Source organism: Kitasatospora sp. NPDC088351, from assembly GCF_040685575.1.
GTDB lineage: Bacteria > Actinomycetota > Actinomycetes > Streptomycetales > Streptomycetaceae > Kitasatospora.
Genome location: NZ_JBFBIL010000054.1, coordinates 1 through 22,961 on the forward strand (window position 1 = coordinate 1; position 22,961 = coordinate 22,961).

22 protein-coding genes are annotated in these 22,961 nt (G+C 73.7%); 13 read left to right on the forward strand and 9 right to left on the reverse strand.

Annotation, left to right across the window (positions count from 1 at the left end; translation table 11 throughout):
- Window positions 1-126: 126 nt before the first annotated feature.
- Together tatA and AB0P06_RS28965 are read right to left on the reverse strand one after the other, a co-directional pair.
- Complete coding sequence (tatA, locus tag AB0P06_RS28960; protein WP_363612422.1) at window positions 127-441, reverse strand: Sec-independent protein translocase subunit TatA; 315 nt, start codon at window positions 439-441, stop codon at window positions 127-129.
- Window positions 442-680: 239 nt separating this feature from the next.
- The gene (locus AB0P06_RS28965; protein ID WP_363612424.1) at window positions 681-1,250 is read right to left on the reverse strand and encodes an isoprenylcysteine carboxylmethyltransferase family protein; all 570 of its coding nucleotides are present in this window, start codon (window positions 1,248-1,250) and stop codon (window positions 681-683) included.
- Window positions 1,251-2,073: 823 nt separating this feature from the next.
- Between AB0P06_RS28965 and AB0P06_RS28970 the strand changes: the two genes are divergently transcribed.
- Window positions 2,074-2,355, forward strand: coding sequence for a type II toxin-antitoxin system Phd/YefM family antitoxin (locus tag AB0P06_RS28970; protein ID WP_363612426.1), 282 nt, complete (start codon window positions 2,074-2,076; stop codon window positions 2,353-2,355).
- A gap of 5 nt (window positions 2,356-2,360) precedes the next feature.
- Window positions 2,361-2,645, forward strand: coding sequence for a type II toxin-antitoxin system RelE/ParE family toxin (locus tag AB0P06_RS28975; RefSeq protein ID WP_363612428.1), 285 nt, complete (start codon window positions 2,361-2,363; stop codon window positions 2,643-2,645).
- Here AB0P06_RS28975 and AB0P06_RS28980 read toward each other — a convergent pair.
- Complete coding sequence (locus AB0P06_RS28980) at window positions 2,587-3,231, reverse strand: hypothetical protein (RefSeq protein ID WP_363612429.1); 645 nt, start codon at window positions 3,229-3,231, stop codon at window positions 2,587-2,589. The genes AB0P06_RS28975 and AB0P06_RS28980 overlap by 59 nt on opposite strands.
- Window positions 3,232-3,269: 38 nt before the next feature.
- Window positions 3,270-3,587 carry a cupin gene (locus AB0P06_RS28985; RefSeq protein WP_363612431.1) on the reverse strand — a complete coding sequence of 106 codons (318 nt, stop codon included), beginning with the start codon at window positions 3,585-3,587 and terminating at the stop codon, window positions 3,270-3,272.
- A gap of 192 nt (window positions 3,588-3,779) precedes the next feature.
- Between AB0P06_RS28985 and AB0P06_RS28990 the strand changes: the two genes are divergently transcribed.
- Complete coding sequence (locus AB0P06_RS28990; RefSeq protein ID WP_363612433.1) at window positions 3,780-4,043, forward strand: hypothetical protein; 264 nt, start codon at window positions 3,780-3,782, stop codon at window positions 4,041-4,043.
- A 153-nt stretch (window positions 4,044-4,196) separates the two neighbouring features.
- On the opposite strand, the gene AB0P06_RS28995 is transcribed toward AB0P06_RS28990, so the two are convergent.
- Window positions 4,197-5,354, reverse strand: a complete 1,158-nt coding sequence (locus AB0P06_RS28995) for an acyl-CoA dehydrogenase family protein (protein ID WP_363612434.1) — start codon at window positions 5,352-5,354, stop codon at window positions 4,197-4,199.
- A gap of 156 nt (window positions 5,355-5,510) precedes the next feature.
- Between AB0P06_RS28995 and AB0P06_RS29000 the strand changes: the two genes are divergently transcribed.
- From AB0P06_RS29000 to AB0P06_RS29035, 8 genes are all read left to right on the forward strand, one after another.
- Window positions 5,511-5,699, forward strand: coding sequence for a hypothetical protein (locus tag AB0P06_RS29000; RefSeq protein WP_363612436.1), 189 nt, complete (start codon window positions 5,511-5,513; stop codon window positions 5,697-5,699).
- Window positions 5,700-5,808: 109 nt separating this feature from the next.
- The gene (locus tag AB0P06_RS29005) at window positions 5,809-7,725 is read left to right on the forward strand and encodes an ATP-binding protein (protein WP_363612438.1); all 1,917 of its coding nucleotides are present in this window, start codon (window positions 5,809-5,811) and stop codon (window positions 7,723-7,725) included.
- 86 nt (window positions 7,726-7,811) lie between these two features.
- A complete protein-coding gene (locus tag AB0P06_RS29010; RefSeq protein ID WP_363612440.1) occupies window positions 7,812-10,169 on the forward strand; it encodes a hypothetical protein in 2,358 nt (785 codons plus the stop codon).
- A gap of 136 nt (window positions 10,170-10,305) precedes the next feature.
- Window positions 10,306-10,959: a VTT domain-containing protein gene (locus tag AB0P06_RS29015; protein ID WP_363612442.1), complete on the forward strand. Its 654-nt coding sequence runs from the start codon at window positions 10,306-10,308 to the stop codon at window positions 10,957-10,959.
- Between the two features lie 129 nt (window positions 10,960-11,088).
- The gene (locus tag AB0P06_RS29020) at window positions 11,089-12,906 is read left to right on the forward strand and encodes a threonine/serine exporter family protein (protein WP_363612443.1); all 1,818 of its coding nucleotides are present in this window, start codon (window positions 11,089-11,091) and stop codon (window positions 12,904-12,906) included.
- A 78-nt stretch (window positions 12,907-12,984) separates the two neighbouring features.
- Entirely contained in the window at window positions 12,985-14,076 is a 1,092-nt protein-coding gene (locus AB0P06_RS29025; protein ID WP_363612445.1) for a hypothetical protein, read from the forward strand.
- A 323-nt stretch (window positions 14,077-14,399) separates the two neighbouring features.
- Window positions 14,400-15,719, forward strand: coding sequence for a C40 family peptidase (locus tag AB0P06_RS29030; protein ID WP_363612447.1), 1,320 nt, complete (start codon window positions 14,400-14,402; stop codon window positions 15,717-15,719).
- A 115-nt stretch (window positions 15,720-15,834) separates the two neighbouring features.
- On the forward strand, window positions 15,835-17,148 hold the full coding sequence (locus tag AB0P06_RS29035) for a GNAT family N-acetyltransferase (RefSeq protein WP_363612449.1): 1,314 nt from the start codon (window positions 15,835-15,837) through the stop codon (window positions 17,146-17,148).
- Window positions 17,149-17,328: 180 nt separating this feature from the next.
- Here AB0P06_RS29035 and AB0P06_RS29040 read toward each other — a convergent pair whose 3' ends face one another.
- On the reverse strand, window positions 17,329-17,988 hold the full coding sequence (locus AB0P06_RS29040) for a TetR family transcriptional regulator (protein WP_363612511.1): 660 nt from the start codon (window positions 17,986-17,988) through the stop codon (window positions 17,329-17,331).
- A gap of 358 nt (window positions 17,989-18,346) precedes the next feature.
- Between AB0P06_RS29040 and AB0P06_RS29045 the strand changes: the two genes are divergently transcribed.
- Complete coding sequence (locus AB0P06_RS29045) at window positions 18,347-18,940, forward strand: GNAT family N-acetyltransferase (RefSeq protein WP_363612451.1); 594 nt, start codon at window positions 18,347-18,349, stop codon at window positions 18,938-18,940.
- A gap of 13 nt (window positions 18,941-18,953) precedes the next feature.
- Here the strand turns inward: AB0P06_RS29045 and AB0P06_RS29050 are convergent, their stop codons facing one another.
- Window positions 18,954-19,439: a macro domain-containing protein gene (locus AB0P06_RS29050; RefSeq protein WP_363612453.1), complete on the reverse strand. Its 486-nt coding sequence runs from the start codon at window positions 19,437-19,439 to the stop codon at window positions 18,954-18,956.
- A gap of 173 nt (window positions 19,440-19,612) precedes the next feature.
- Window positions 19,613-20,905 carry an MFS transporter gene (locus AB0P06_RS29055; protein ID WP_363612455.1) on the reverse strand — a complete coding sequence of 431 codons (1,293 nt, stop codon included), beginning with the start codon at window positions 20,903-20,905 and terminating at the stop codon, window positions 19,613-19,615.
- A 129-nt stretch (window positions 20,906-21,034) separates the two neighbouring features.
- Between AB0P06_RS29055 and AB0P06_RS29060 the strand changes: the two genes are divergently transcribed.
- Window positions 21,035-22,003 carry a LysR family transcriptional regulator gene (locus AB0P06_RS29060; protein ID WP_363612457.1) on the forward strand — a complete coding sequence of 323 codons (969 nt, stop codon included), beginning with the start codon at window positions 21,035-21,037 and terminating at the stop codon, window positions 22,001-22,003.
- Between the two features lie 182 nt (window positions 22,004-22,185).
- Here AB0P06_RS29060 and AB0P06_RS29065 read toward each other — a convergent pair whose 3' ends face one another.
- Window positions 22,186-22,797: a YceI family protein gene (locus AB0P06_RS29065; RefSeq protein WP_363612459.1), complete on the reverse strand. Its 612-nt coding sequence runs from the start codon at window positions 22,795-22,797 to the stop codon at window positions 22,186-22,188.
- Window positions 22,798-22,961: the final 164 nt, after the last annotated feature.

Consider the following 22,961-nt stretch of genomic DNA (forward strand, 5'->3'; position numbering starts at 1 on the left):
GCTCCCTCAAACCCGAAAGATCATCGCGTCCAACAGCCACGGCCCTCGCAACTCCCACAGATCGCGGGTGTTGCGAGGACCGTTAGAACCCAAGCGGGAGCCGGGGGCCTTCGGAGGACCGGGTGCTCAGGCGCTGGTCGCGGACCGGGTGGTCTCGGTGGCCTTGGTCACGGTGGTCGGGTTGACGGCGGCAGGGCGGGGCTGCTCGGCGGCCGGCGGCTGGGGGGCGGCGGTGCTCTGCGCCGTACCCGGAGCGGCGGCAGCGGCGGCGGCGTCGGCCGGGGCGTCGTCCTCGCGCAGAGCCTTGGTCTCCGCCTTGAGGATGCGCATCGACTTGCCGAGGCCGCGGGCCATCTCCGGCAGCTTCTTCGATCCGAACAGCAGGACAACGACAGCCAGCACCACGAGGAGGTGCCAGGGCTCAAGACCGTTCCGCAGCATCCCTGGCCACCGGTCCCTTCTTGTCTAGAGTCTCAGCAGGGCAAACCGCCCGACCTCGCCAGTATGCCTGTCCGCGGCGACGAACGTATACACCGGCTGGGAAACGCTGGTCAAAAACCAGGTGTTGCTCAAGCGGATCCCGAGCAGTGGTCTGGACCACATGATCGCCCCCGGCCGGACGGCACCCGCGGCCACGTGCGCGTCCTGTCCCGAGTCGTCGGCGACCCGCCGGGCCCGTCCTAATAGACGAACGGGATCAGCCGCTTCGAGCCCCGCCGGTAGGTCGCGTACTCGTCGCCGAACGCGGTCAGCAGCAGCCGCTCCTCGGCGCCGATCCGCCAGGTGTACGCGACCAGCAGCAGCGCGGCGACGATCAGCGTCGCCGGCCAGCTGCCCAGGCCGAGTGCGTAGCCCGTCCAGACCAGCAGGCTGCCGCAGTAGCCGGGGTGCCGGATCAGCCGGTACGGGCCCTCCCGGACGACCCGCTGGGCGTCGACGGTCCGCAGGGTGCGGGTGTAGTAGCGGCCGAGGGTGTGCATCCCCCAGGCCCGCAGGGCGAGCCCGGCGGCGAGCAGGACCACCCCGAACCAGCGCGCCCACCCGGGGAGTTCGCCGATCGACGCCCGGCCGAAGAGCACCACGACGGCCACCGAGGCGGCGTAGCAGGAGAGCAGCAGCCGGGTGGAACCCCGGTCGCGGCCGTCCGCCCGCCAGGTGCCGGCGGCGGCATCCTCGCGGCGGCGCAGCAGCAGCTCGTAGCCCACCCAGCAGAGGATGCCGAGAAGGGCGAGCAGGCTCGGCAGGGACATGGGGGGACTCCTGACGCTCGACGCCGGATCCGGGTACCCCACCAAGCTCCCGCACCCCCGCCCGGAACACACCCGCCCGGGGGTGGACACCGCCACCTCCACCCCCGGGTGGACCGCCCGCGGCCCAGCCGCCGGGCTGGCCGGTGCCCGCGTCGAGTCGGCGCTTCCTGCGGATAGTTGGCCCGCTCCAGCCGCGCCTCTACCGCGAGCCGGGCGCCCGCCGGCTTGCTCGGACCGCTCGGGCCCTTCGTTCGCTGACATGAAATCAGCTTGGCCTGCCGCGGGTGTTCGATCAGGCGAATGTGTTAGCGGGCGCCTGGTAGTGCGGTCGCCACTCGTTGGCAGGGTGTTCATCGCTTAGTGCTTTCTGACTCGGTCCTCCTCAATAGGCTTTAAGCGGTGCCACAAGTGCCTGGCCGACTGCTTGCTCCCCGCATGTGCGGGGTTGGTCCCGACGTAGAGGTGTGGCGACCGTGCTCCCCGCACCTGCGGGGTTCTGTTGTTGGGTGGCGACCCGCCCGCTGTGACGTGCTGGTCGGTCCGTGACCGCCCGAAGTCTTCATGCTTCAGGCGGTCATCCGCCTTCGCGGCGTGTGACCTTCAGACCTCGACGTCGTTAACCCCGGTGATCGCGCCCAGCGATCGTCTGATCCGAACGGATCCCTTGCGGGGAGGACGTAGCCATGTCAAGGCGTTGCGGGAGTGCTTTCAGGCCTCGGGTTTCAGTGTCCAACTGCGCCTGGTGTCACTCCCGGGGGCGAGGCAAAGGAGGCGTTCGCTGAAATTTGCACCCAGCCCCATGTACAACAGGTACATTCGTTACATGACCGAGCCGGTGATCGCCTCTATGGCCGAAGTGCGGAGCCACCTTGCGGATGTCCTTGACCGGGCCCACAGGGACGAGACTCCGACGATCATCACGCGCCGAGGCAAGCAGGAAGCGGTGGTGATCGACATCGCCGAGTACCGGCGGCTGACTCAACTCGCGGAGCAGTCCGAAGAGTCCTGGCTCAACCGCTTGGCCGACGAGGCGGAGGCCGAAGGCACTGAGGGGTCGGTCTCGTTCGAGGAGATGGCCGCCCTGCTCCGCGACCACCACAGTTGACCGCCATGGGCTATGTCACGCGGTTCACTCCGCACGCCCAGCGGGACCTGATCAAAGTCGCCCGGCCCGATGCCATGCGCATCCTCCGGCGCCTTGCCGAGTTCCAGGAAGCGTTGAACGCGGGTGACACCGCCGCCTTCGACATCAAGGTCATGCAGGGGCACAACGCGCGGTGGCGGTTGCGGGTGGGGGACTACCGCGTTGTGTACACGCTTGAGGACGGACAGCTGATCATCTGGGTCCTGGTCGTTGGCAACCGCCGCGACGTCTATCGAAATCTCCAGGCCTGAGCAGCGCGAGAGCCCCCGCCCGGGCCGAGGCCCGGGCGGGGGCTCCTGATGACGCGCGGGGGCGGGCCGGACCGGTCGGGGAAGGGCGGGGGTCAGGTGGGGCCGGCTCGGTGGGGCGGGCGGCGGGGAGGCGGTTCATCAGGCGGTAGGCGAGGGCGGCGGCGCCGACGGCGAAGACCAGGCCGACGACGGCGGCGACGTGCAGGCCGTCGGTGAAGGCGGCGCGGGCGGCGCCGAGGAGGTCCGTGCCGAGCTGTCCGGGGAGGTGGGCGGCGACGGTGACGGCGCCGCCGAGGGTGTCCCGGGCGGCGCCGGCGGCTTCGCCGTCCAGGCCTGCGGGGAGGGCGCCGTCCAGGTGGGAGCGGTAGACGGCGGCGCCGGCCGCGCCGAGCAGGGCGATGCCGAGGGAGCTGCCAAGTTCGACGGCGGTCTCGGAGGTGGCGGAGGCGGCGCCGGCCCGCTCGACCGGGGCGGCGGAGACCACCATCTCGGCGGTCAGGGTCATGGTGCCGACGGTGCCGGCCGCCAGGATGCCCGCCGCGGTGAGGACGAGCGCGAGCGGGGAGTCCGCGCTGACCCGGGTCATCAGGGCGAAGCCGGCCGCGCGGTAGGCGCCGAAACCGGCTACACGGTGACGGCGGTCAGCAGCACCACCGAGTCGACGTGGGCCAGCAGCCCGTGCCGCTCCTGCGGGATCGGGTACAGCTGGCCCGCCGACAGCTCCTGCAGGCGGCCGGCGATGGTCAGCGACACCCGGCCGCGCAGCACCTGGAGGCTGGCTGCGGTCGGCGCGTTGTGTTCGTCCAGCGCGGTGCCGGCGGTCAGCGCGATCACGGTCTGCCGCAGGACGCCGTCGTGGAGCGCCAGATGGGCACTGCGCCCGTGCGGGCTCTCGGCGGCCTTGGCGGCGTGCTCCACGACGAGCTGTTCGAGATCGACCATCGCGTGTCCTCCTGCGCCGGCCCGGCGGGGCGTCCGGGGCGGGGGCCGCCCGTCGCGGCGGGCCCTCCGGCCCAGCGTCGCGGACACGGTGCGCTCGCGCACCCGGAGCCGCCCGGAGCCGCCCGGAGCCGCTCGGGGCCGCCCGGAGCCGCTCGGCGTGCGGAGGCCGCCGACACCCTCCATGGTGGAGGCATGGCGAACGAGAGTTTCTTCAGCGGATTCCAGGTCAACCGCCCGCTGCTGGCCGGCGGTGCCATCCTCACAGGTGTCGGGGCGGTGCTGGGGCTGGCCGGTGCGGTGATGGTGTGCGCGGCGGTGGCCACGGCCGGCCGGAGCTGGCTGCAGCGGCTGGAGACCCCGCCCGTCGAGCTGGCGCAGCGTGCGCTGCACGGCGCGAAGGCGGCGTCCTCGGCGGGCTGGGAGGCCTGGCGGGCCGAGCACGGTTCACCCAACTGAGCCGTTCACCCGGGCTGAGTCGCTCACCCGACTGAGCAGCGCGCCCGGTTGAGCCGCGCGTCCGACCGGGCGGCCAGGCGGCCCCATGGCGGCCCGTGCGACGGCAGCGGCGGGCCGCCATGGGGGTGCGGCCCGCCGCCGGTCCGAACGTACCTACAGACCAAGCGACTTGGCGATGATGCTGCGCATGACCTCGCTCGTGCCGCCGTAGATCCGGAACACCCGGTTGTCGGTGTAGAGGCGGGCGATCGGGTACTCCAGGATGTAGCCGTAACCGCCGTGCAGCTGAAGGCACTTGTCGATCAGCGTCGAGGCCGACTCGGTGCAGAACAGCTTCGCCGCCGCCGCGTCCGCGACCGTCAGCTCGCCGTTCTGGTACAGCTCCAGCGCGCGGTCCACCATCGACTGCTGGGCCATCACCTGGGCCTCGCAGTCGGCCAGCGAGAACTTGGTGTTCTGGAACTCGGCCACCGCCTTGCCGAAGACCTTGCGGTCCTTGACGTACTGGACGGTGAACCGCACCGCCGCCGCCGAGGCCGCGTACGCGCCGACCGCGATCGCCAGCCGCTCCTGCACCAGGTTGTGGGTCAGGTACGAGAAGGCCCGGCCCTCCTCGCCGAGCAGGTTCTCCACCGGCACCTTGACGTCGCTGAACGCCAGCTCGGCGGTGTCCGACGTGCGCAGCCCGATCTTCTGCAGCTTGCGGCCGACGGTGTAGCCCTCGGACGTGGTGTCCACGCAGAGGATGGAGAGGCCGGCCCGGCGGTTCTCCGGGTCGTACGGGGCGGTGCGGCAGACCACCAGGACCAGGTCGGCCAGCACGCCGCCGGTGATGAAGGTCTTGGCGCCGTTGAGGACGTAGTGGGTGCCGTCCTCGGAGAGCCGGGCGGTGGTGGAGATGCCCGCGAGGTCGGAGCCGGCGCCCGGCTCGGTCATCGCGATCGCGGTCATGAGGTCGCCGGAGACGAAGCCGGGCAGCCAGCGCCGCTTCTGCTCCTCGGTGGCGTACTCCAGCAGGTACGGCAGCACGAGGCCGGTGTGCACGCCGGACGAGCCGAAGCTCACGCCCGCGCGGGCGACCTCCTCGGTGATCACCGCCTGGTACTTGAAACCGCTCTCGCCCGCACCGCCGTACTCCTCCGGCACCTCGATGCCGAAGACGCCGAGGTCGCCGAGCTTGCGGTAGAAGTCGCGCGGCGGGTGGCCCTCGGCCTCCCAGCTCTCGTAGACGGGGACGACCTCGTTGGCGACGAAGTCCCGGATGGTCTCCCGGAAGGCCTCGTGGTCCTCGGTGAACACGGTGCGGCGCACGGTGGCGCTCCCTTCGGTGGTGCCCGGCTGACGCCTGGCGGGGCCAGGTGATCGCTCCACAAGTTAATCGCGGGTAGTTTCGGCTGTCCAGGGTCGGCGCGAGGCCGCCCGGGCCCTGCGCGAGGCCGCTGTCCGGGGCGGCCGGAGTGCGACGCGGTGGAGGCCCGGATCCGGGTGCACGCGCTGTTCGCGCTGGTCAACGACGGGGTGCGGAACCGTCCGTGCGGCGCCCGTCCGGACCTCGGCGACTGCCTGCCGCGGGTCGTCCGGGCCGTCCTCGGGCTGCCCGAAGGCGGCGGCCGTCGGAGGTGGCCGTCGGAGGCGGCCGACGGCGTGCGGCCCTGAGGCGCGTACCGGGGGCGGTACCTCGCCGTCAATGTCCGGTTGACCGAGTCCCGACCTCCCCTCAGAAACAAATGGTCGCCGGATAGTCGCACTGGCACACTGAGGACCCATGTCTGAAGGTCTCCCGCCCGACCGCGTGCCCGCCGAGGATCTGCGTACGACCGAGGTCGATCTCGGCGGACTGGTGAACGTCCTCGCCACCCACCTCTACTCCACCCCGCTGGTCGCCCTGCGCGAACTCGTCCAGAACGCCCACGACTCGCACACCCGCCGCCTCCTGGAGGACCCGGACGGCGGCCACCGGCCCCTGATCCGGGTGCGCGGCGACATCGACCGGCGCACCGTCGGCATCGAGGACACCGGCGCCGGCCTCACCGAACCGGAGATCCACGCCTACCTCGCCACCGTCGGCACCGGCTACACCCGGATGCTGCGCGAACTCACCGGCAACCAGGAGCTCATCGGCGCCTTCGGCCTCGGCTTCCTCTCCGCCTTCTCGGTGGCCGACGAGGTCGTCGTCACCACCACCTCGCACCGCGAGCCCGGCCTCGGCCACCGCTACCGCAGCCACGGCGGCGAACAGTACAGCGTCGAACGGGTCGCCGCCCGGCCGCTGCCCGGCACCGTCGTCGAGCTGTCGCTCAAGGCCGAGCACGCCCACCTCGCCGACGAGCACGCGCTGCGCGAGGTGCTCGGCCGGTACTGTGTCCTGCTGCCGATCCCGGTCTACGTGGGCGACGACGAACACCCCGTCAACGGCGTCCGGGTGCCCTGGCGCCGGCCTTCCGACGGCGACCAGTACGCCGCCCGGATGCGGTTCGCCGCCGCCTTCGGCCGCCGCTTCGAACCGCTGACGGCCTTCCCGGTGCAGCCGGCCCCGGACGCGGCCGAGGACGGCACCGACGCGGTCGGCCTGCTCTGGGTCCAGGACGGCGGCACCTACGGCAGCACCGACAACCGCGACCTCGCCGTCTACCTGCGCGGCATGCTGCTCGCCGAGGACGCCCGTGACCTGCTGCCCAGCTGGGCCGGGTTCATCGGCGGCGTGGTCGAGTCCGGCCGGCTCACCCCCACCGCCAGCCGCGAGGACCTCCAGCGCGACGGGCACTACCGCGCCCTCCAGCAGGCCCTCGCCGACGCCATCGTGGACGGCCTCTACGAGACCGCCCGGCTGCGGCCCGCCGTCTGGCGCCGCATCCTCAGCCGACACGGCCAGGACCTGCTCGGGGCCGCACTCTGCGACGACCGGCTCTTCACCCTGCTCGCCGACGACGTCCCGGTGCCCACCTCGCAGGGCGACCTGACCGCGGGCGCGCTGCGGGCGGCCGGCGGGGGAGCGGTGCACGTCGCCCTCGGCAGCGGCGGCGGCTTCGAGGAGATGCTCTACCGGGCGATGCAGGTGCCGATCGCGCGCGGCGACCGCTACGCCGTACTGCCGTTCCTGCGCCGTTACGCCCAGCTGAGGGACTGCCGGATCGTCGAACTCGGCAGCGAGAGCGGCAACCGCGAGCTGTTCCGCGACCCGGAACGCCCGCTGCCCGCGGAGGAGGCCGCCTGGCTGTCCGGCGCCCTCGCGGACCCGGGCGAGCAGCTCGTCCCGGCCCGGTTCGATCCGCCCGGCCTGCCGCTGGTCCTCGTCCCGGACCGCGAGGCCGAGCTGAAGGCCAGGATCGAGGACGACCAGGCCGACGCCCGCATCCCGTCCGCCGCGCTGCGGCTGGCCCGGGCGTTCACCGCGCGCACCGACGGCGAGGTGAAGGCCCGGCTCTACCTCAACCTCGCCTGCCCCGCCGTCCAGGACCTGCTCACCGCCTACCGCGACGGGCACACCGGCAGCGCCACCGCGGCCGGGCTGCTCCGCTCGCTCAAGGTGATCATGGCCGCGGCCTCGGCCGGCTCGTCCGGCGGGGACCTCACCGCGGCCCTGTCCGGCATCGGCACCGCGGTCTCCGCGCTCACCGCCGCCCTGCCGGAGGGCCTGCCCGCCGTCCCGGACAGCCCGGACGGCCTGGCGGACGGGGCCTGACCGATGGCACCGAACGGATTGTCAGTGGGGGGCGGCACACTGCCCACCAGCACAGCGCACCACCCGCAGGGGGAGACGGAAGCGGTATGAGCACCGACATCTGGGCCTGGGTCCACGACACCCACCAGCAGCTGGCCGAGGCCGGCCACCGGCGGCTGGCCGACGCCATCTACGAGCTCCCCGGCCATGCCAACGAGGGGCGCAACGAGCAGCTCGACGCCGTCTACCCGGAGGCCGTCGCGGCCGCCCGGGCACTCGGCCTGCCCTGGGTCGAGGTCTACCTGCGGCACTGGCGGATGCAGAACCTGCTGAACAAGCGCCACCAGGGCGAGCAGGCCCTGCCCGAGGCGGTGGACCTGCTGGAGTTCGCGCACCGCGAGGAGACGGCCGGCTGCCCGCAGTCGGTCTGTGTGGTGCAGGACTTCGCGATCTGCCACGCCCGGGTCGACGGCCCCGGCTACGTGCCCGAGCGGCTCGCCGTGCTCGGCGAGACGCTGGAGCGGATCGAGCCCGCCCGGGCCTGCTTCGACTGCCTCTCCCGGGAGTACTCCGACGCCCTGGAGGACGACGGCCGCCCGGCCGAGGCGCTCAGCCACCTCGACAGCGCCGCCACCCGGATGCAGGCGGCCGGCCAGCGGCTCTCCCTGCACTTCCACCACGCCCGGGCCAGCACGCTGCACCTGCTCGGCCGGCACGAGGACGTGCTGGCCCTGCTGGACACCGCCGAGCAGGCCGAGCGTGCCCGCGGCCGCGGGATCGACGACAGCGACCGGCGCTGGGGCGCCCTGCTGCGGGCCCGCGCGCTGGCCTCCCTCGGCCGCACCGAGGAGGCGCTCGCCCTGCTGCCCTCCCTCGCGGACGCCGAGCGCCACGCCGACCTGCGGTCGGCCTGGACCAGGACCGTCGAGCTGCTGGTCGAGGCCGGCACCTGGGAGAACGACGCCGAACTCGGCGCCGCCGTGGCCGGCTGGGTCGCCTACCTCGACGGCACCGGCTCGCACCGGCCCTGCGTGGACCTGCTGCTGGCCGCCGGGCGGCTGGCCGTGCGGCGCGGCGCCCGGACGGTCGCGCTCACCCTGGCCGCCACCGGCGAGCGCAAGCTCACCCGGCTGCGCCGCACGGAGGGCGTCGCCGAGGAGGTCGCCGCGCTGCGGGCCGCCGCCGAGGCGCTGCCGGTACCCGAGCTGCCCGTCCCGCCGGCCGAGCTCGCGGCACACCTCGCCGAGGCGGGCGTGCCCTACGAGACCGGCGCCGACCTGCTCTCCGTCGCCCTGGACCGGTACCGGGGTGAGCAGGCCGGTGCCACCACACTGGCGATCAACCTGGCCGCGGTGCTGGGCGGTCTCGGCCACGCCCGGGCCGCCGCCGACCTGCTCTGGGCGCGGCTCGACGCCGACCCGGAGAACGAGGAGCTGACCGGCATGCTCGGCGCCACCCTGGTCGAGGCCGGGGACGGCGAGGGCGTCCGCCGGCTGGCCGACCGGCTGGCGCTGACCAGCCCGGGCGACGGGCACTGGATCCGCGCCCGCTGGGCCGCCGCCGAGGGCCGCTGGGCCGAGGTGCTGGAGCAGTGCGAGGCGATCCTGGCCACGCACCCGGACCGGATCAACACCCGCCGGCTGGCCGCCGCCGCGGCGACCGAGCTCGGCGACCACGGGACGGCGCAGCGGCTGTACCAGGAGATCCTGGAGCACGCGCTGCCGGCCGAGGGCACCCCGCCGGAGGAGCGGCACCGTACCGTCCAGGAGCCCGACCTCTGGCACCTGATCACCGCGGCCACCGTCAACCGGGACTGGACGGCCGTCCGTTCCACCGGCGCCCTGATCGGCATCGAGTTCGACGAGCCCGAGGGCCCGGTGGACGAGGAGTGGCAGCTGGTCACCGTCCGGGCCCCGCGGACCGACGGCTCCACCGCCGACCTCCCGGCCGTCCGCACCGGCCCGGCCACCGCCCGCCTCCTGCCGGTGCTCGGCGACGACCTGACGTTCAACCACGGCGACGTGGTGGTCTTCGCCCCGGCCCTGCTGGAGCGGCCGCCCGCCGACGACGCCCCGGAGGAGGAGAAGGAGCGCTGGCGCCCGGTGTTCCAGCTGCTGACGCTGCTCGACCCGGCCGGCTACACCACCTACTGGATCGACGGCGGCTGGCCCGGCGACGAGGCCTGGGCCGAACTCCGCGAGGAGCTGCGACAGGCCGGCTACGCGGTGTGGGCGTACAGCGGGGATCACTACAGCATCACCGACCCGGCGGACGACGACGGGTCGCTGCCCGGCATCTACGCCGCCGTCGCGGTGCCGCCCACCGCGCAGGCCGCCGAGGCCGACGCCCTGCTCCACCGGCTCACCGGCTCCTGGCCGCACCCGCTCTCCTGGCTCGACCTGGCCAGGGCGGCGGGCGCGGACACCGGCCGCCACGAGGAGATCGTCGAGCGCTACGGGCTCTGAGGCGCACCCGTACCCGGTACCGGCGGCCCGCCGGTACCGGGTACGGGAACCGCCCGCAGGCCCTCTTGAGTCAAGGATTCTTGGTCAATGCTTTACTGTTTCATTGCCAAGACCCGACCTCAGGAGTGCCTGCCCTGTGACCAGCCTCGCCCTCGGCCCGTCCTGGCTCGATCCGACCAGCCTGATCTCCACCTTCGGGCTGCTCGGCATCCTGGCCATCGTCTTCGCCGAGTCCGGTCTGCTGATCGGCTTCTTCCTCCCCGGTGACTCCCTGCTCTTCACCACCGGTCTCCTGGTGGCCGGCGGCACCTACCTGCACCAGCCGCTCTGGCTGGTCTGCGCGCTGATCGTGGCCGCCGCCGTGGCCGGGGACCAGGTCGGCTACCTCTTCGGCCGCAAGGTCGGACCGAGCCTGTTCCGGCGCGCCGACTCCCGGCTGTTCAAGCAGGAGAACGTGGAGAAGGCGGCCGCCTTCTTCGACCGGCACGGGCCGAAGGCGATCGTGCTGGCCCGCTTCGTGCCGATCGTGCGGACCTTCACCCCGATCGTCGCCGGGGTGAGCAGGATGAACTACCGCACCTTCGTCGTCTTCAACCTCGTCGGCGGCGTGCTCTGGGGCGGCGGCGTCACCGTGCTCGGCTACTTCCTCGGCCGGATCCCCTTCGTCCGGGACAACATCGAGGCGATCCTGGTCGGCATCGTGCTGCTCTCGGTGGTCCCGGTGGCCATCGAACTGCTGCGCGCCCGCCGCTCCGGCACGGCCTCCGCTGACCGCCACCGCGCCGGGTAGGCGCGCGTACGCCCCGCCGCCCGCCGGGACGTACATGTGCGTCCTGCAGTTCGATCAGGCAAGGTGTAAGCGGAGATCGAACGGCGGCCCGGGTGGCCCGGCGCCACCAGGGGCGGCAAGGAGCGGGAAGTGCCTAAGCGGGGCCGGCCGGGCGCAGGCAAGCGGGCCAGGGGCGGCAGGGCGGCACGCCAGGCACGGCAGGCGCGGCAGACACCGCCGGTCCGGCCGGTCCACCCCTCCGACGCGCCGCCCACCGAGGGCCTGCTCGGCCACCCGGCTCCGGCCGTCGAGCCCGCCACGGTGATCCCGCTCGCCCCGCCGGCCCCGCCCACCAAGGGGCTGCTGACCCCGGAGCCCACGCCCGAGGCCGAGGCGGAGCCCGCACCCGTGCCCGCCGCCGGGGCCGGCACCACCGGCCCCCGCCGGCGCTCGGTCGCCGAGGACACCCTCACCCCCGAGGAGTGGCGGGCCGCCGGCTACACGCCGCCCACCGGGATCGCCGTCCCCACCCTGCGGGCCGGCGCCCCCGGCGAGGCGCCCTGGCCGGACCGGATGCGCACCCTGCTGCGCACCCCGATGTCCGAGCGCCCGGCCTTCGAGCGGACGCCCCGCGAACTGCACCCCTCCGCCGCCCGGAACGTGCCGCGCATCCTCGACCTGACGCTGCGTATCGGCGAGCTGCTGCTGGCCAGCGGCGAGGCCGCCGAGGACGTCGAGGCGGCCATGCTCGGCATCGCCCACGCCTACCGGCTGGACCGCTGCGAGCCGCAGGTCACCTTCACCCTGATCGGCATCTCCCACCAGCCCTCGCTGGTCGAGCCCCCGGTCACCGCGGACCGGGTGGTGCGCCGCCGCACCTCCGACTACATCCGGCTCAACGCCGTGTACGAGCTGGTCGCCGACATCACCGCGGAGAAGGTCACCGTCAACGACGCGTACCGCCGCCTCGCCCTGATCCGCCGCAACCGGCACCCGTACCCGGCCTGGCTGCTCTCGCTGAACTCCGGCCTGCTGGCCGGCGCGGCGACCTTCCTGGTCGGCGGGCGGGCCGACGACAAGGCCTGGCTGGTCTTCGCCAGCGCCTTCATCGCCGCCGTCCTCGGCGACCGGCTGGCCTCGCTGGTCGCCCGGCGCGGACTGCCGGAGTTCTACCAGTTCGTGCTGGCCGCGATGCCCGCCGCCGCCTCCGGCATCATCCTGTCGCTCAACGACTGGGGCCTGCGCGGCTCGGTCGTGATCACCGGCGGGCTCTTCGCCCTGCTGCCCGGGCGGGCCCTGGTCGCCGCCGTCCAGGACGGCCTGACCGGCTTCTACATCACCGCCGCCGCCCGGCTGCTCGAAGTGATCTACCTGGTCGCGGGCATCGTCATCGGCGTGATGCTGATCCTCTACCTCGGCGTCGGCTTCGAGGCGAAGCTCAAACCGGACGAGAGCCTGGTCGGCGTCAACTACCCGCCGGTCCAGATGATCGCCGCGCTGGTGCTGACGCTCGCCTTCGCGATGCTGCTCCAGACCGACCGCCGCTCGCTCGCCCTGGTCACCCTGAACAGCGGCATCGGCTGGGCCAGCTACGGCGTGCTGGCCTACAACGCGGGGCTCTCCCCGATCGTCGCCACCGGGGTGGCGGCCGGCCTGGTCGGCCTCTTCGGCCAGCTGATGGCCCGTTACCGCTACGGCTCCGCGCTGCCCTACGTGACCGCCGCGATCGGCCCGCTGATGCCCGGTTCGGCGCTCTACCTCGGCATGCTCTCCTTCGCCCAGGGCCACGCCAGCGCCGGGCTGGTCTCGGTCAGCCGCGCCGCCGCGATCGCGATGGCGCTGGCGATCGGCGTGAACCTCGGTGGCGAGGTCGCCCGCCTCTTCATGAAGCTCCCGGGCGGCGCCGAGCGTCCGTCGCTGTACCCGGCCGTCCCACGGCGGGCGGCCAAGCGCACTCGGGGCTTCTGACCGCGCGTTGGACCGCTGTTGGCCCCCGGGTCATGTCGCGGCAGGCAGGACGCAGTACCAGGAACGAAGGTAAGACCCATGACCACACTGCTGGACGGCTACCGCGCGCACATCGTCGCGGCGCACAAGCAACCGCTGTTCCTGCTGCTGGTCGGGTTCATCACCTCGTTCGTCTTCATCCGGGTCAGCGTGCGGATGATCCGGGCCCAGGTGCGCTGGTGGCCGGGCAACGTCACCCCCGGTGGCCTGCACATCCACCACATGGTGTTCGGTCTGGGCTTTCTGCTGGTCGGCGGCGTCGGGGTGTTCGCGACCTACGGCGGGCACCCGTGGATCGACCTGTTCGGGCTGCTCTTCGGCATCGGTTGCGGTCTGGTGCTGGACGAGTTCGCGCTGATCCTGCACCTGGACGACGTCTACTGGAGCGAACAGGGCCGCAAGTCGGTGGACGCGGTGATCTTCGGCATCCTGTTCACCGCGCTGCTGCTCACCGGGTACGTGCCGCTCGGTGTGGTGCCGAGCCAGGAGACCAGGTGGGGCCTGGTCGCGGTGATCTCGGTGAACGCGCTGGTCTCGGTGGTCACCCTGCTCAAGGGCAAGATGTGGACGGGGCTGCTCGGCATCATGGTGCCCGGCCTCTCCTGGATCGGCGCGATCCGGCTGGCCCGCCCCAGCAGCCCCTGGGCACGCTGGCGCTACGCCACGCGCCCCCGCCGCCGGGCGCGTGCGCTCCGGCGCGAGCGACTGCTGCACGGGCGCGCCGACCGGGCCCGTACCTGGCTCTTCGACCTGATCGCCGGCGCCCCCGACAAGGTCCCGGCCCACCACCCCGCCGCCCAGCGGGTGGCCGAGCGGATGGCCGCCCGGGCCAGCGCCCACCTCGACGCGCACGCCGCCCGCTCGCTGGCCCGCCGCTCCGCCCGGCTCGCCGACCGCCGCTCGGCGGCGGCCGCCGGGCCCGGTGCCGCGCCGGCCGGGGGATACCCGCAGGCCGCGCCGGCCGACCCCCGATCCGCGTACGAACTCGGCCAGCAGCGGCGGGCGGAGCAGCGCCGCCGGACGGTCCGGGCCGGCCGCAACCGCACCTACGCGCTGCGTCCGACCGGTCTGGAGCCCCGGCCCGACCGCCACCCCCGGCTGCGGACGCACACCCCCCGGATCCACCGGTAGGCCGTCCACCCGGTACTCCCGGCCGAAGTTGACGTTCAGTCGGATCCGTCGGTCGGTCACCCGCCCGGCGGCGCAGGGCTGGTGGGGGCGGACCGAGCGGTCTGAGAATAATGCGAAGAGTGATGGGCCTGTCACGCGATGAGATGTTCTTCGGGGGATCGCCGGTCTCCCGGGCCCGTTCAGACCCGCTCAGACCCTGTCAGGCCTTGTCAGACCCGATCAGATCTCGTCAGCCCCGTCGGACCCCCGCTCGTCCCGTTCGTCCCGCTCGATCCGTCGGGGCCGGTGGCGGCGCGGCGTCCGACCAGTGAGAAGGATGTCCCGTGGCGCGCAGGCTCCTGCCGACCCTCCTGTTCTCCCTCGCCGCCCTCCTGGGGCTGCTCCCCGCCGCGGCGGCGGCACCGGCGGACCCGGAGCCGGCCCCGGCCGGCGCCCACGCCGACGAGGCGTACCCGTCCACCGAGGACATCGACCGCTCCCGCGCCGAGGCCGACCGCCGGGCCGACTCGGTCGGCACCATCGAAGCCGGCCTCACCGCCGCCAGGACGGCGCTGGAACGGGCCGGCCGGGTCGCGGAACAGGCCGTCGAGGCCTACAACGGCGCACAGCTCGCGCTCACCAGAGCCCGCGCCGAGGAGGCCGCCGCCGCCGGGCGGGCCGCCGCCGCCGAGGCCGAGCGGGCCGCCGCCGTCGAGGACGCCGCCCAGCTGGCCGCCGAAACGTATCGCCAGGGCGCCGGCGCCGAGCTCTCCGCCCTCAACGCCCTGTTCGGCGCGCACGGCCCGCGCGAGGCCGGGGACCGCGCCGCGGTGGTCGGCGTCGCCAGCGACCGCACCCGGCAGATCCTGGACGCCGCGACCTCCACGGCCGCCTCCGCCGCCCGCGCCTCGGCCGCCGCCCGCGCCGCCGCCGAGGCCGCCGGGCAGGCCGCCGCCGAGGTCGGCGCCGCCAGGGAACGCGCCGAGGCCCGGCTGGCCGACCAGCAGACCGAGGTCGGCGCCATCGGACAGCGCCGCGAGCAGCTGCTCGCCGAACTGGCCGCCACCCGGAACACCACGGTCGAGCTGGAGCGGCAGCGGCGCGAGGCCCTGGAGGTCATCGCCGCCCGTGAGGCCGAGGCCGCCGCCCGCGCGGCCGCCGAGCAGGCCGCCGCCGAAGAGGCCGCCGCGGAGCAGGTCGCCGTCGCGGCCGCGGCCGCCGCAGCAGCGGACGTGAAAGCCTCCAAGGCGGCCCCGCTCCCGGAGGCCGCCCCGTCCCCGGACGTCCGGCCGTGGTCCGCCGAGGCCGCGTCCGCCGCCGTCGCCTTCGCCCGCTCCAAGATCGGGCTGCCCTACATCTGGGGCGGCGAGGGCCCCGACGGCTACGACTGCTCCGGGCTGACCATGATGGCCTGGCGCCAGGGCGGCAAGCAGCTCAACCACTTCGCCGCCGACCAGTACGCCCAGAGCAGCCGGGTCGGCTACTCCCAGCTCCGCCCCGGCGACCTCGTCTTCTGGACCGACACCGGCCGCGCCGCCGACATCCACCACGTCGGCCTCTACATCGGCGACGACCAGATGATCGAGGCACCCCGCCCCGGCCGGGCGGTCAAGCAGGCCAGCCTCTGGATCATGGGCACCCCGGACTTCTACGCCCGCCCGTAGCGGGCCGGGCCTCCGGCCGCCAGGTGGCGGTGCGTCATCTCCTGTGGTGGCGGCCGGTGGTCCGTGCCGAAATAAATGAGATGCCGCCGTCGCGGGCCGGTCGTACGGTGGCTCAATGGGCAACGAAGTGAACGGCGAGTCCCGTGACCCGGGCCGTGGCCGGCTGAAGGAGACCGTCGACACCGTGGGCGGCGTCGAGATCCGTGCGATCGCCGAGGACGAGATCGCCGCGTGGGACCGGGCGCTCGCCCTGGGGTTCCTGCGCTCGCACGTGGAGAGCGCGGCCGACTTCCGGCGGCTGCAGTACGAGCCGGGGCGGGTGCTCGCGGCCGTGGACGACGGCCGGCACGTTGCCACGTTCCGGAGTTTCGACGTCGAGCTGACCGTTCCCGGCGGGGCCACCGTCCAGGCGGACGCCGTCACCGCCGTCACCGTGTCCGCCACCCATCGCCGGCGCGGTCTGCTCAGCCGGATGATGTCGCACGACCTGGCGGCGGCCCGCGAGCGCGGCTCGGCGGTCGCCATCCTGATCGCGGCCGAGTACAACATCTACGGCCGGTTCGGCTTCGGCCCGGCCACCCGCGGCCACGGCTGGAACATCGACCTGCTGCGCACCCGCGGCCTGCGCGAGGGCCTGCCCACCGTCCCCGGCGGGCGGATCGACTTCGTCGGCATGGAGGAGCTGCGCAAGGTCGGCCCCGAACTGCACGACCGCTGGCGGCTCACCCAGCCCGGCGCGATCGCCCGTGACGACATCTGGTGGAAGCGCACGACCGGCGAGACCAAGGTGCCCGGCTTCGACTGGAAGGAGCCCTTCGCCGCCGTCCACCGGAACGCCGAGGGCACCGCCACCGGCCTGGTCGTCTACCGGGTCGACGACAGCTGGGACGGCAGCTACCCGAACTGCACCCTCACCGTGGCCGACTTCCTCGCCCTCGACCGGGGTGCCGCTGCCGAGCTGTGGCGGTTCGTCCTCTCCGTCGACTGGGTGCGCAAGGTCGTCGCGGAGAACATCGGCGTGGACGACCCGCTGCCGCTGCTGCTCAGCGACCCGCGCGCCGCCACCCCGTACGTGGACAACGCCGACTTCACCTGGCTGCGGGTGCTCGACGTCGAGGCCGCCTTCAACGCCCGCACCTACGGCGCGCCGGGCCGGGTCGTGCTGGAGGTCGAGGACCGGGACGGCTATACGGCCGGGCGCTGGGCCATCGAGGTCGCCGCCGACGGCACCGGCCGCTGCACCCGCACCTCCGACGAGGCGGACCTCGCGCTGGACGCCTCCGCGCTCGGCTCGCTCTACCTGGGCGGCGAGACCGCCCCGAGGCTGGCCGCCGCGGGCCTGGTCACCGCGCTGCGCCCGGGCGCGGCCGCCGCCGCGGACCTCCTGCTGCGTACCCCACTGGCCGCCTGGAACCCGGACAATTTCTGAGCGGCGCACCCCTGGTGGGCTTCGGCCGGTCCGCCGCGGCCGTCGTGCGGGCAACCGCCGACGGCCGGGCGGGCCGGCCGTCGGCATGACCGGCCCGGTGGCCCGGATCCCGCTCCCGCCTCCGGTCCCGTCGGGAGCGGGCGCCTTTCCGGGAGCGGGCGCCTGATGGTGGCTCCGGGCCTACTTGGCGGCCGTCTTCCCGATGGTGGGGAGGATGAAGTCCTGGATCAGGCCCTTGGCGTCGCGGACGATCGGGCGGAACACCCGGTAGCGCGAGAGGTTGATGATCCGGGCGACCATCGGGGTCGAGCGGCGGACGTACTCGCGGGTGCGCTCGGTGTCCGGGGTGCGGTCGAAGACCCAGTAGAGGACGACGATCATCAGGTTGAGCCAGAGCAGGTCGGGCAGCAGCTCGGCCAGTTCGGCGTCCAGCTTGGGGGCGAGTTCCGACCCGGTCAGCACCTCGCGGAACAGCTCCACGGCGGTGGCCCTGGCCGGGTGGGACTCGTTGGAGAACGGGCTCAGCGCGCTGTTCGGGTCGGCCGCCGTGCGGAAGAACTGGGCGGCGAACTCGTGGTACGGCGCCGCGCAGTCGAGCCAGGAGCTCACGGCGATCTCCAGACGCTCCGTGAAGTCCTTGGTGCCGGCCAGCCGTCGGCGGGCGTCGGCGGCGTGCTCGTACGTCATCCGGTCGTAGAACCCCTGGATGAGGAATTCCTTCGACGAGAAGTAGTAGTAGGCGTTGCCGACCGAGACACCGGCCTCGGCGGCGATGGCGCGCATGGTGGTCTTGTCGTAGCCGCGCTCCTGGAAGAGCCGCATGGCGGTCTCCAGGATCAGCGCCCGGGTCTGCTCGCTCTTGTCGGTCTTCGGCTGGGCACGGCTGCCACGCGATTCGGCGGGCGGTGCCGCCGGGGGCGCCGCCGGTGCCTCTACCTGCGTCCCGTCCGCACCACGCGTACCGTTCGCGGCGCTCGTGCTGCCCGTACCGTTCGTCGCTGCCAGGTCGTCCACGGATCCGAGCCTAGCCGGATCGCTCAGTTCCAGCCGGTGTCGTGGCGTACGGCACCGGATGCCCCCTCCGCATCCGGTGCCGTCGCCTCGCCCCCGCTTATTTCGAACGCGTTCAAAAGCATGGCACGACTGTAGAGGTAAGCGTTGAACATGTTCAACCCGGGGTGTGTGGGAGGCTCGTCACATGACCGCATCCGATGACCGCGCCACGACGACTCCGGCCGTCGGGGCGACGGCCGCCACGGGCTCCCCGGCCTCGGCCACCACGATCCGGCGGGGCACCGCGCACGATGCCGGGACCGTCGCCGAGTTGCACAGCCTCAGCTGGCGTACCGCGTACACCGGCATCGTCCCGGAGGAGGCGCTCGGCGACGGGCTGCCCGCCGAGCGGCACGAGGTCTGGTCGCTGCGGCTGGCCGTCGACTACGGCGAACCGGCCAACACCCCGGAGCTGCTGATCGCCGAACAGGCCGGTGCCGCCGTCGGGTTCGCCTATCTCGTCCCGCAGCCGGACGGCCGCGTGCTGCTCGACAACCTGCACGTCCGGCCCGGCCGCACCGGCGGCGGCATCGGCCGCGCCCTGCTGGACACGGCGCGCGCGCACGTCGCGCGGCGGCACCCCGGCGCCGACCTCTACCTGGAGGTCCTGTGTGCCAACACCCGGGCGGTCGCCTTCTACGAACGCGAGGGTGGTCGCCGGACGGCGCAGCGGGAGGGCGTCTTCCCCGGTGGCCATGTGCTGCCGGAGTACGAGTACACCTGGCCGGCCGCCGGCTGAGACCGGCCGCCGGTCAGTCGTGGTCGTAGACCGTCACCGGCACCCCCCGATCCACCAGCCGGACCGTCACCAGCGGCTCGACCCGCTCCCAGCGCCCGCCCGCCAGACCGCAGCCGATCCGCGGCATGTGGACGGACGCGCCGAGCGCCAGCGCCTGCCCGGCCAGCGCCGTCAGCGCGGTGTCGATCGCCTCGTACCGGACCGGCACGCCCGTCGACCGGGCCGTCCGGATGCCGCGCTGGCCGACCATGTTCGCCACCCAGACGTACGGTTCGACCCGCACCAGCTGGACGGCACCCAGCCCGAAGTCGTTGCCCGCGCGCTCCCGGTGCCAGCGCCGGAACGCGGCCTCCGGCTCCGGCCAGCGCCGGGACAGCGCCAGCACGAACCCCTTGCCCCAGCCGCCGAGGTCGTTGCAGACGTGCGCGATCACCTTCACGCCCTTGGCCTGGGGCGCGGTGGCATCGCCGCGGACGTAACGGATGGTCGTCGCTTCCATGCCCCGACGCTAGGGCTTGTCTGACAATTCCCGCCGCGCGCACGGCGCCGGGCATCCCGCCTGGACGCACCGCCGAATCGGCCGAGTACGTCCAGTACGAGGCCGCTCCGGCGGCACGCCCAGCCGGGCGCCCAACGCCGCGCGCTGATGCGACGCGAACTGTCAGACAAGCCCTAGCCCGCAGTACCGACAGTCCGTTCGGAATTTCCGGCCGCGTTCCCGGCCGCGTTCCCGGCGGCAGGCGGCCGGTCCGGGCCCCGCAGGTGGCGGCGGCCGGACAGTGCGATCAGCAGGGCGAGGGCGGCGGCGCCGGCGGGCAGCCAGTAGCCGGTGCCGGGGGCGGCGTGCTCGGCGACCGCCCCGGCGAGGGCCGCACCGGCCGAGATGCCGACCACGATGCCGGACACCGCCACCGCCATGCCCTCGTTCAGCCTCCGCCGCGGCAGCAGCTCCTGGACCAGCGTCATGCCGGTCACCATGGTCGGCGCGGTGCCCGTCCCGGCCGCGAACAGCGCGACCCCGAGCGTGCCGAGCCCGGCCCCACCCAGCCCGGCGGCCAGCGGCAGGAGCAGCAGACCGGCCATCGCCCCGGTGCCCAGCAGGAAACGGACGCCCGGTGCCCGGCGCGGCCGCAGCAGTCCGAAGGCCAGCCCCGCCGCGCACGAGCCGGCCGCGACCAGTGCCAGCAGCCCGCCCGCCACCGGCTTGTGGCCGAGCGCGTCGGCGTACGCCACGGTGGTGATCTCCATCGAGCCGAAGACCATGCCGGTGGCGAGGAAGGTCAGCAGCAGCACCCGCAGGCCGGGCACCCGCAGCGGTGAGCCGTGGCGTTCGCGCGACGGGCGCTCCGCGACCGGCGGTTCGGTCCGCCGCTGGGCCGCGAAGAGCAGGGCGCCGGTGGTGCCGAGCACACCGGCGGTGACCATCCCGGCCTCCGGGGCCAGCGTGGTGCTGAGCGTCATCGCGAGCACCGGCCCGGCCATGAAGCAGAGTTCGTCCAGCGCCTGCTCGAAGGAGTTGGCCAGGTGCCGGGCCGCCGGGTCGTCCCGGTACAGCTGCGCCCAGCGGGCCCGCGCCATGCCACCCAGGTTCGGCGCCGCCGCGCACGCCGCCCAGCAGGCGTACAGCGTCCAGTCGGGAGCCCCGAGCCGGACGCAGAGCAGCAGGCCGGCGAACGGGACGGCGTTGTACAGCGTCGCCGGGACGGCGACCCGCGCCTGCCCGTACCGGTCCACCAGCCAGCCGAGCAGCGGCATGCCGATCGCCCCGGTGACCAGTCCGGCCGCCGCGACGGTGCCCGCCAGCGCGTAGGACCCGCGCCGTTCGGCGAGCAGGACCACCAGCGAGACGCCGGTCATCGACATCGCGAGCCGGCCGAGGAGCCCGGCCAGGGTGAAGGCGGCGGTGCCGGGGGCGGCGAACAGGCGTCGGTAGGAGGCGAACAGGGCGGGGGCGCGCGCGGGCATGGGGCTCCAGGGCAGAGAGGTCCCGGCGGCGGGGGTTTCCGGGGGAGCCCTCAGCTTCGCGGGGCGGACCGGCGCCCGTCCAACACCTGTTTCGCCGGACTCACAACACCCTGTTGTTAATCTGCCGCCATGCCCCGTGACCTGCACCCCCGCCTGCTCCGAGGCTTCGTCGCGACCGCCGAGACGCTGCACTTCGGCCGGGCCGCCGAGCGGCTGCACGTCGCCCAGCAGGCGCTCAGCCGGGACATCCGCGCGCTGGAGCGGCTGCTCGGCGACGCGCTCTTCACCCGGACCACCCGCAGCGTCGAGCTCACCCCGGCGGGGCTGCGGCTGCTGCCGAAGGCGCGCCGGCTGCTGGCCCTGCACGACGAGATCGTCACGGACGCCGCGCACCGTCCGCTGCTGCTGGACCTCAACAGCGACGTCACCGGACCGGACCTGACGGCCTGCCGGGTGCTCGAACGGGCCCGGGCCGCCTGGCCGGAGGGTGAGATCCTGGCGCGCTTCCTCGGCGGACTCGCGGCGGCCGCCGGCGAGCTGCTGACGCACCGGCTGGATGTCTCGTTCGGCCGATTCGCCGGCCTGTCGACCGGTCTGCGTTCCCAACTCGCCCAGGTGCCGGTTCGGTTGGAGCCGATCTCGGTGATGATGGCGGTCGGCCACCCGCTGGCCGGCCGGTCGGTGCTGCGCCTCGCCGAGCTGGCCGGTCACCCGGTGGACGTCTGCGCCGGCAATCCGGCCACCACGGAGTGGGCGGACCTCGGCGCCCGGCTGCTGGCCGAGCACGGCCTGGTGGCCGCCGCGCCGTACGTCCCGCCGGTCGGCGTGGACGAGACCGCCCGCTACCTCGCCCGGCACGGCGATCCGATGCTGACCACCACGGGCGGCCCGCTGATCCCCGGTGTGGTGAACGTGCCGCTGGTCGAGCCGGTGCCGCTCAGCCTGGTGAGCCTGGTGCACCGCCCCGACCTGCGTCACCCCGGGCTGACCGCACTGGCCGCCGCGGCCGCCGAACTCGGCTCCCGCGAAGGCTGGTTGCATCGCCCGCCGGGCAGCTGGCTGCCGACGGCCGACGCCGGGCTGGTGGCGCGGGCCTGAGCGATCGGAAGTCTCCCGCCCCGGGCGGAATGGCCCGCCGCCCGGCCGTTGTTGAGGCCGGAGACGAACCCGCCCCTGCCGTTCGGGGGTCGGCAGGGGCGGGGCGTGCGGGTACGTGTTGCGGCGGCGCGGTGGTGAAGCGCCGCGGAGGCGAAGCGGTGCGGTGGCCGTGGTCGGCCGGTTCAGGCCGCCTTGACGGCGGAGATGTCGAAGCTGAGCTTCACCTTCTCGCCGATCAGCACGCCGCCGGTCTCCAGCGCGGCGTTGTAGGTCAGGCCCCAGTCGGTGCGGTCCAGGACGGCGGTGCCCTCGAAGCCGACCCGCTCGGCGCCGTAGGCGTCGGTGGCGCTGCCGGTGTAGTCCAGGTCCAGGACGATCGGGCGGGTGGTGCCCTTGATGGTCAGCTCGCCGGTCAGCCGGTACGAGTCGCCGCGCAGCCGCTCGGCGGAGGTGCTGCGGAAGCGGATCTCGGGGTGGGTCTCGGCGGCGAAGAAGTCGCCGGTGCGCAGGTGTTCGTCGCGCTGCGTCTGGTTGGTGTCGATGCTCGCGACCTTGATCACCAGCTCGGCGGTGGAGTTGCCCGGGGTGGTGCCGTCCAGGTGGAGCTTGCCGTCGTACTCGGTGAAGCGGCCCTTGACGTTGGTGACCATCGCGTGCCGGACCGAGAAGCCGACCTCGCTGTGCGTGGTGTCGATCGCCCAGTCGCCGGTGAGGTGGCCGAGGTCCGGGCCGGCGGGGGCCTTGACGGCGGTGACGGTGGTGGCGGTGTTCTTGGTGCGGTTGAAAAGGCCCATGGCTCCTCCTCGGGTTCGAAGCCATTTGTTTAGGCTTCAACTTGTTGGCTTCAGCCTAGGGCAGTTTCGTTCAAAGTTCAACCATGCTGTCCGGGTGATTCCCGGAGTCGGCGCCCGCGCCCGGCCGGCCTCTCGTCGGTGGCGCTTTCCGCTTCGGGGGGCCG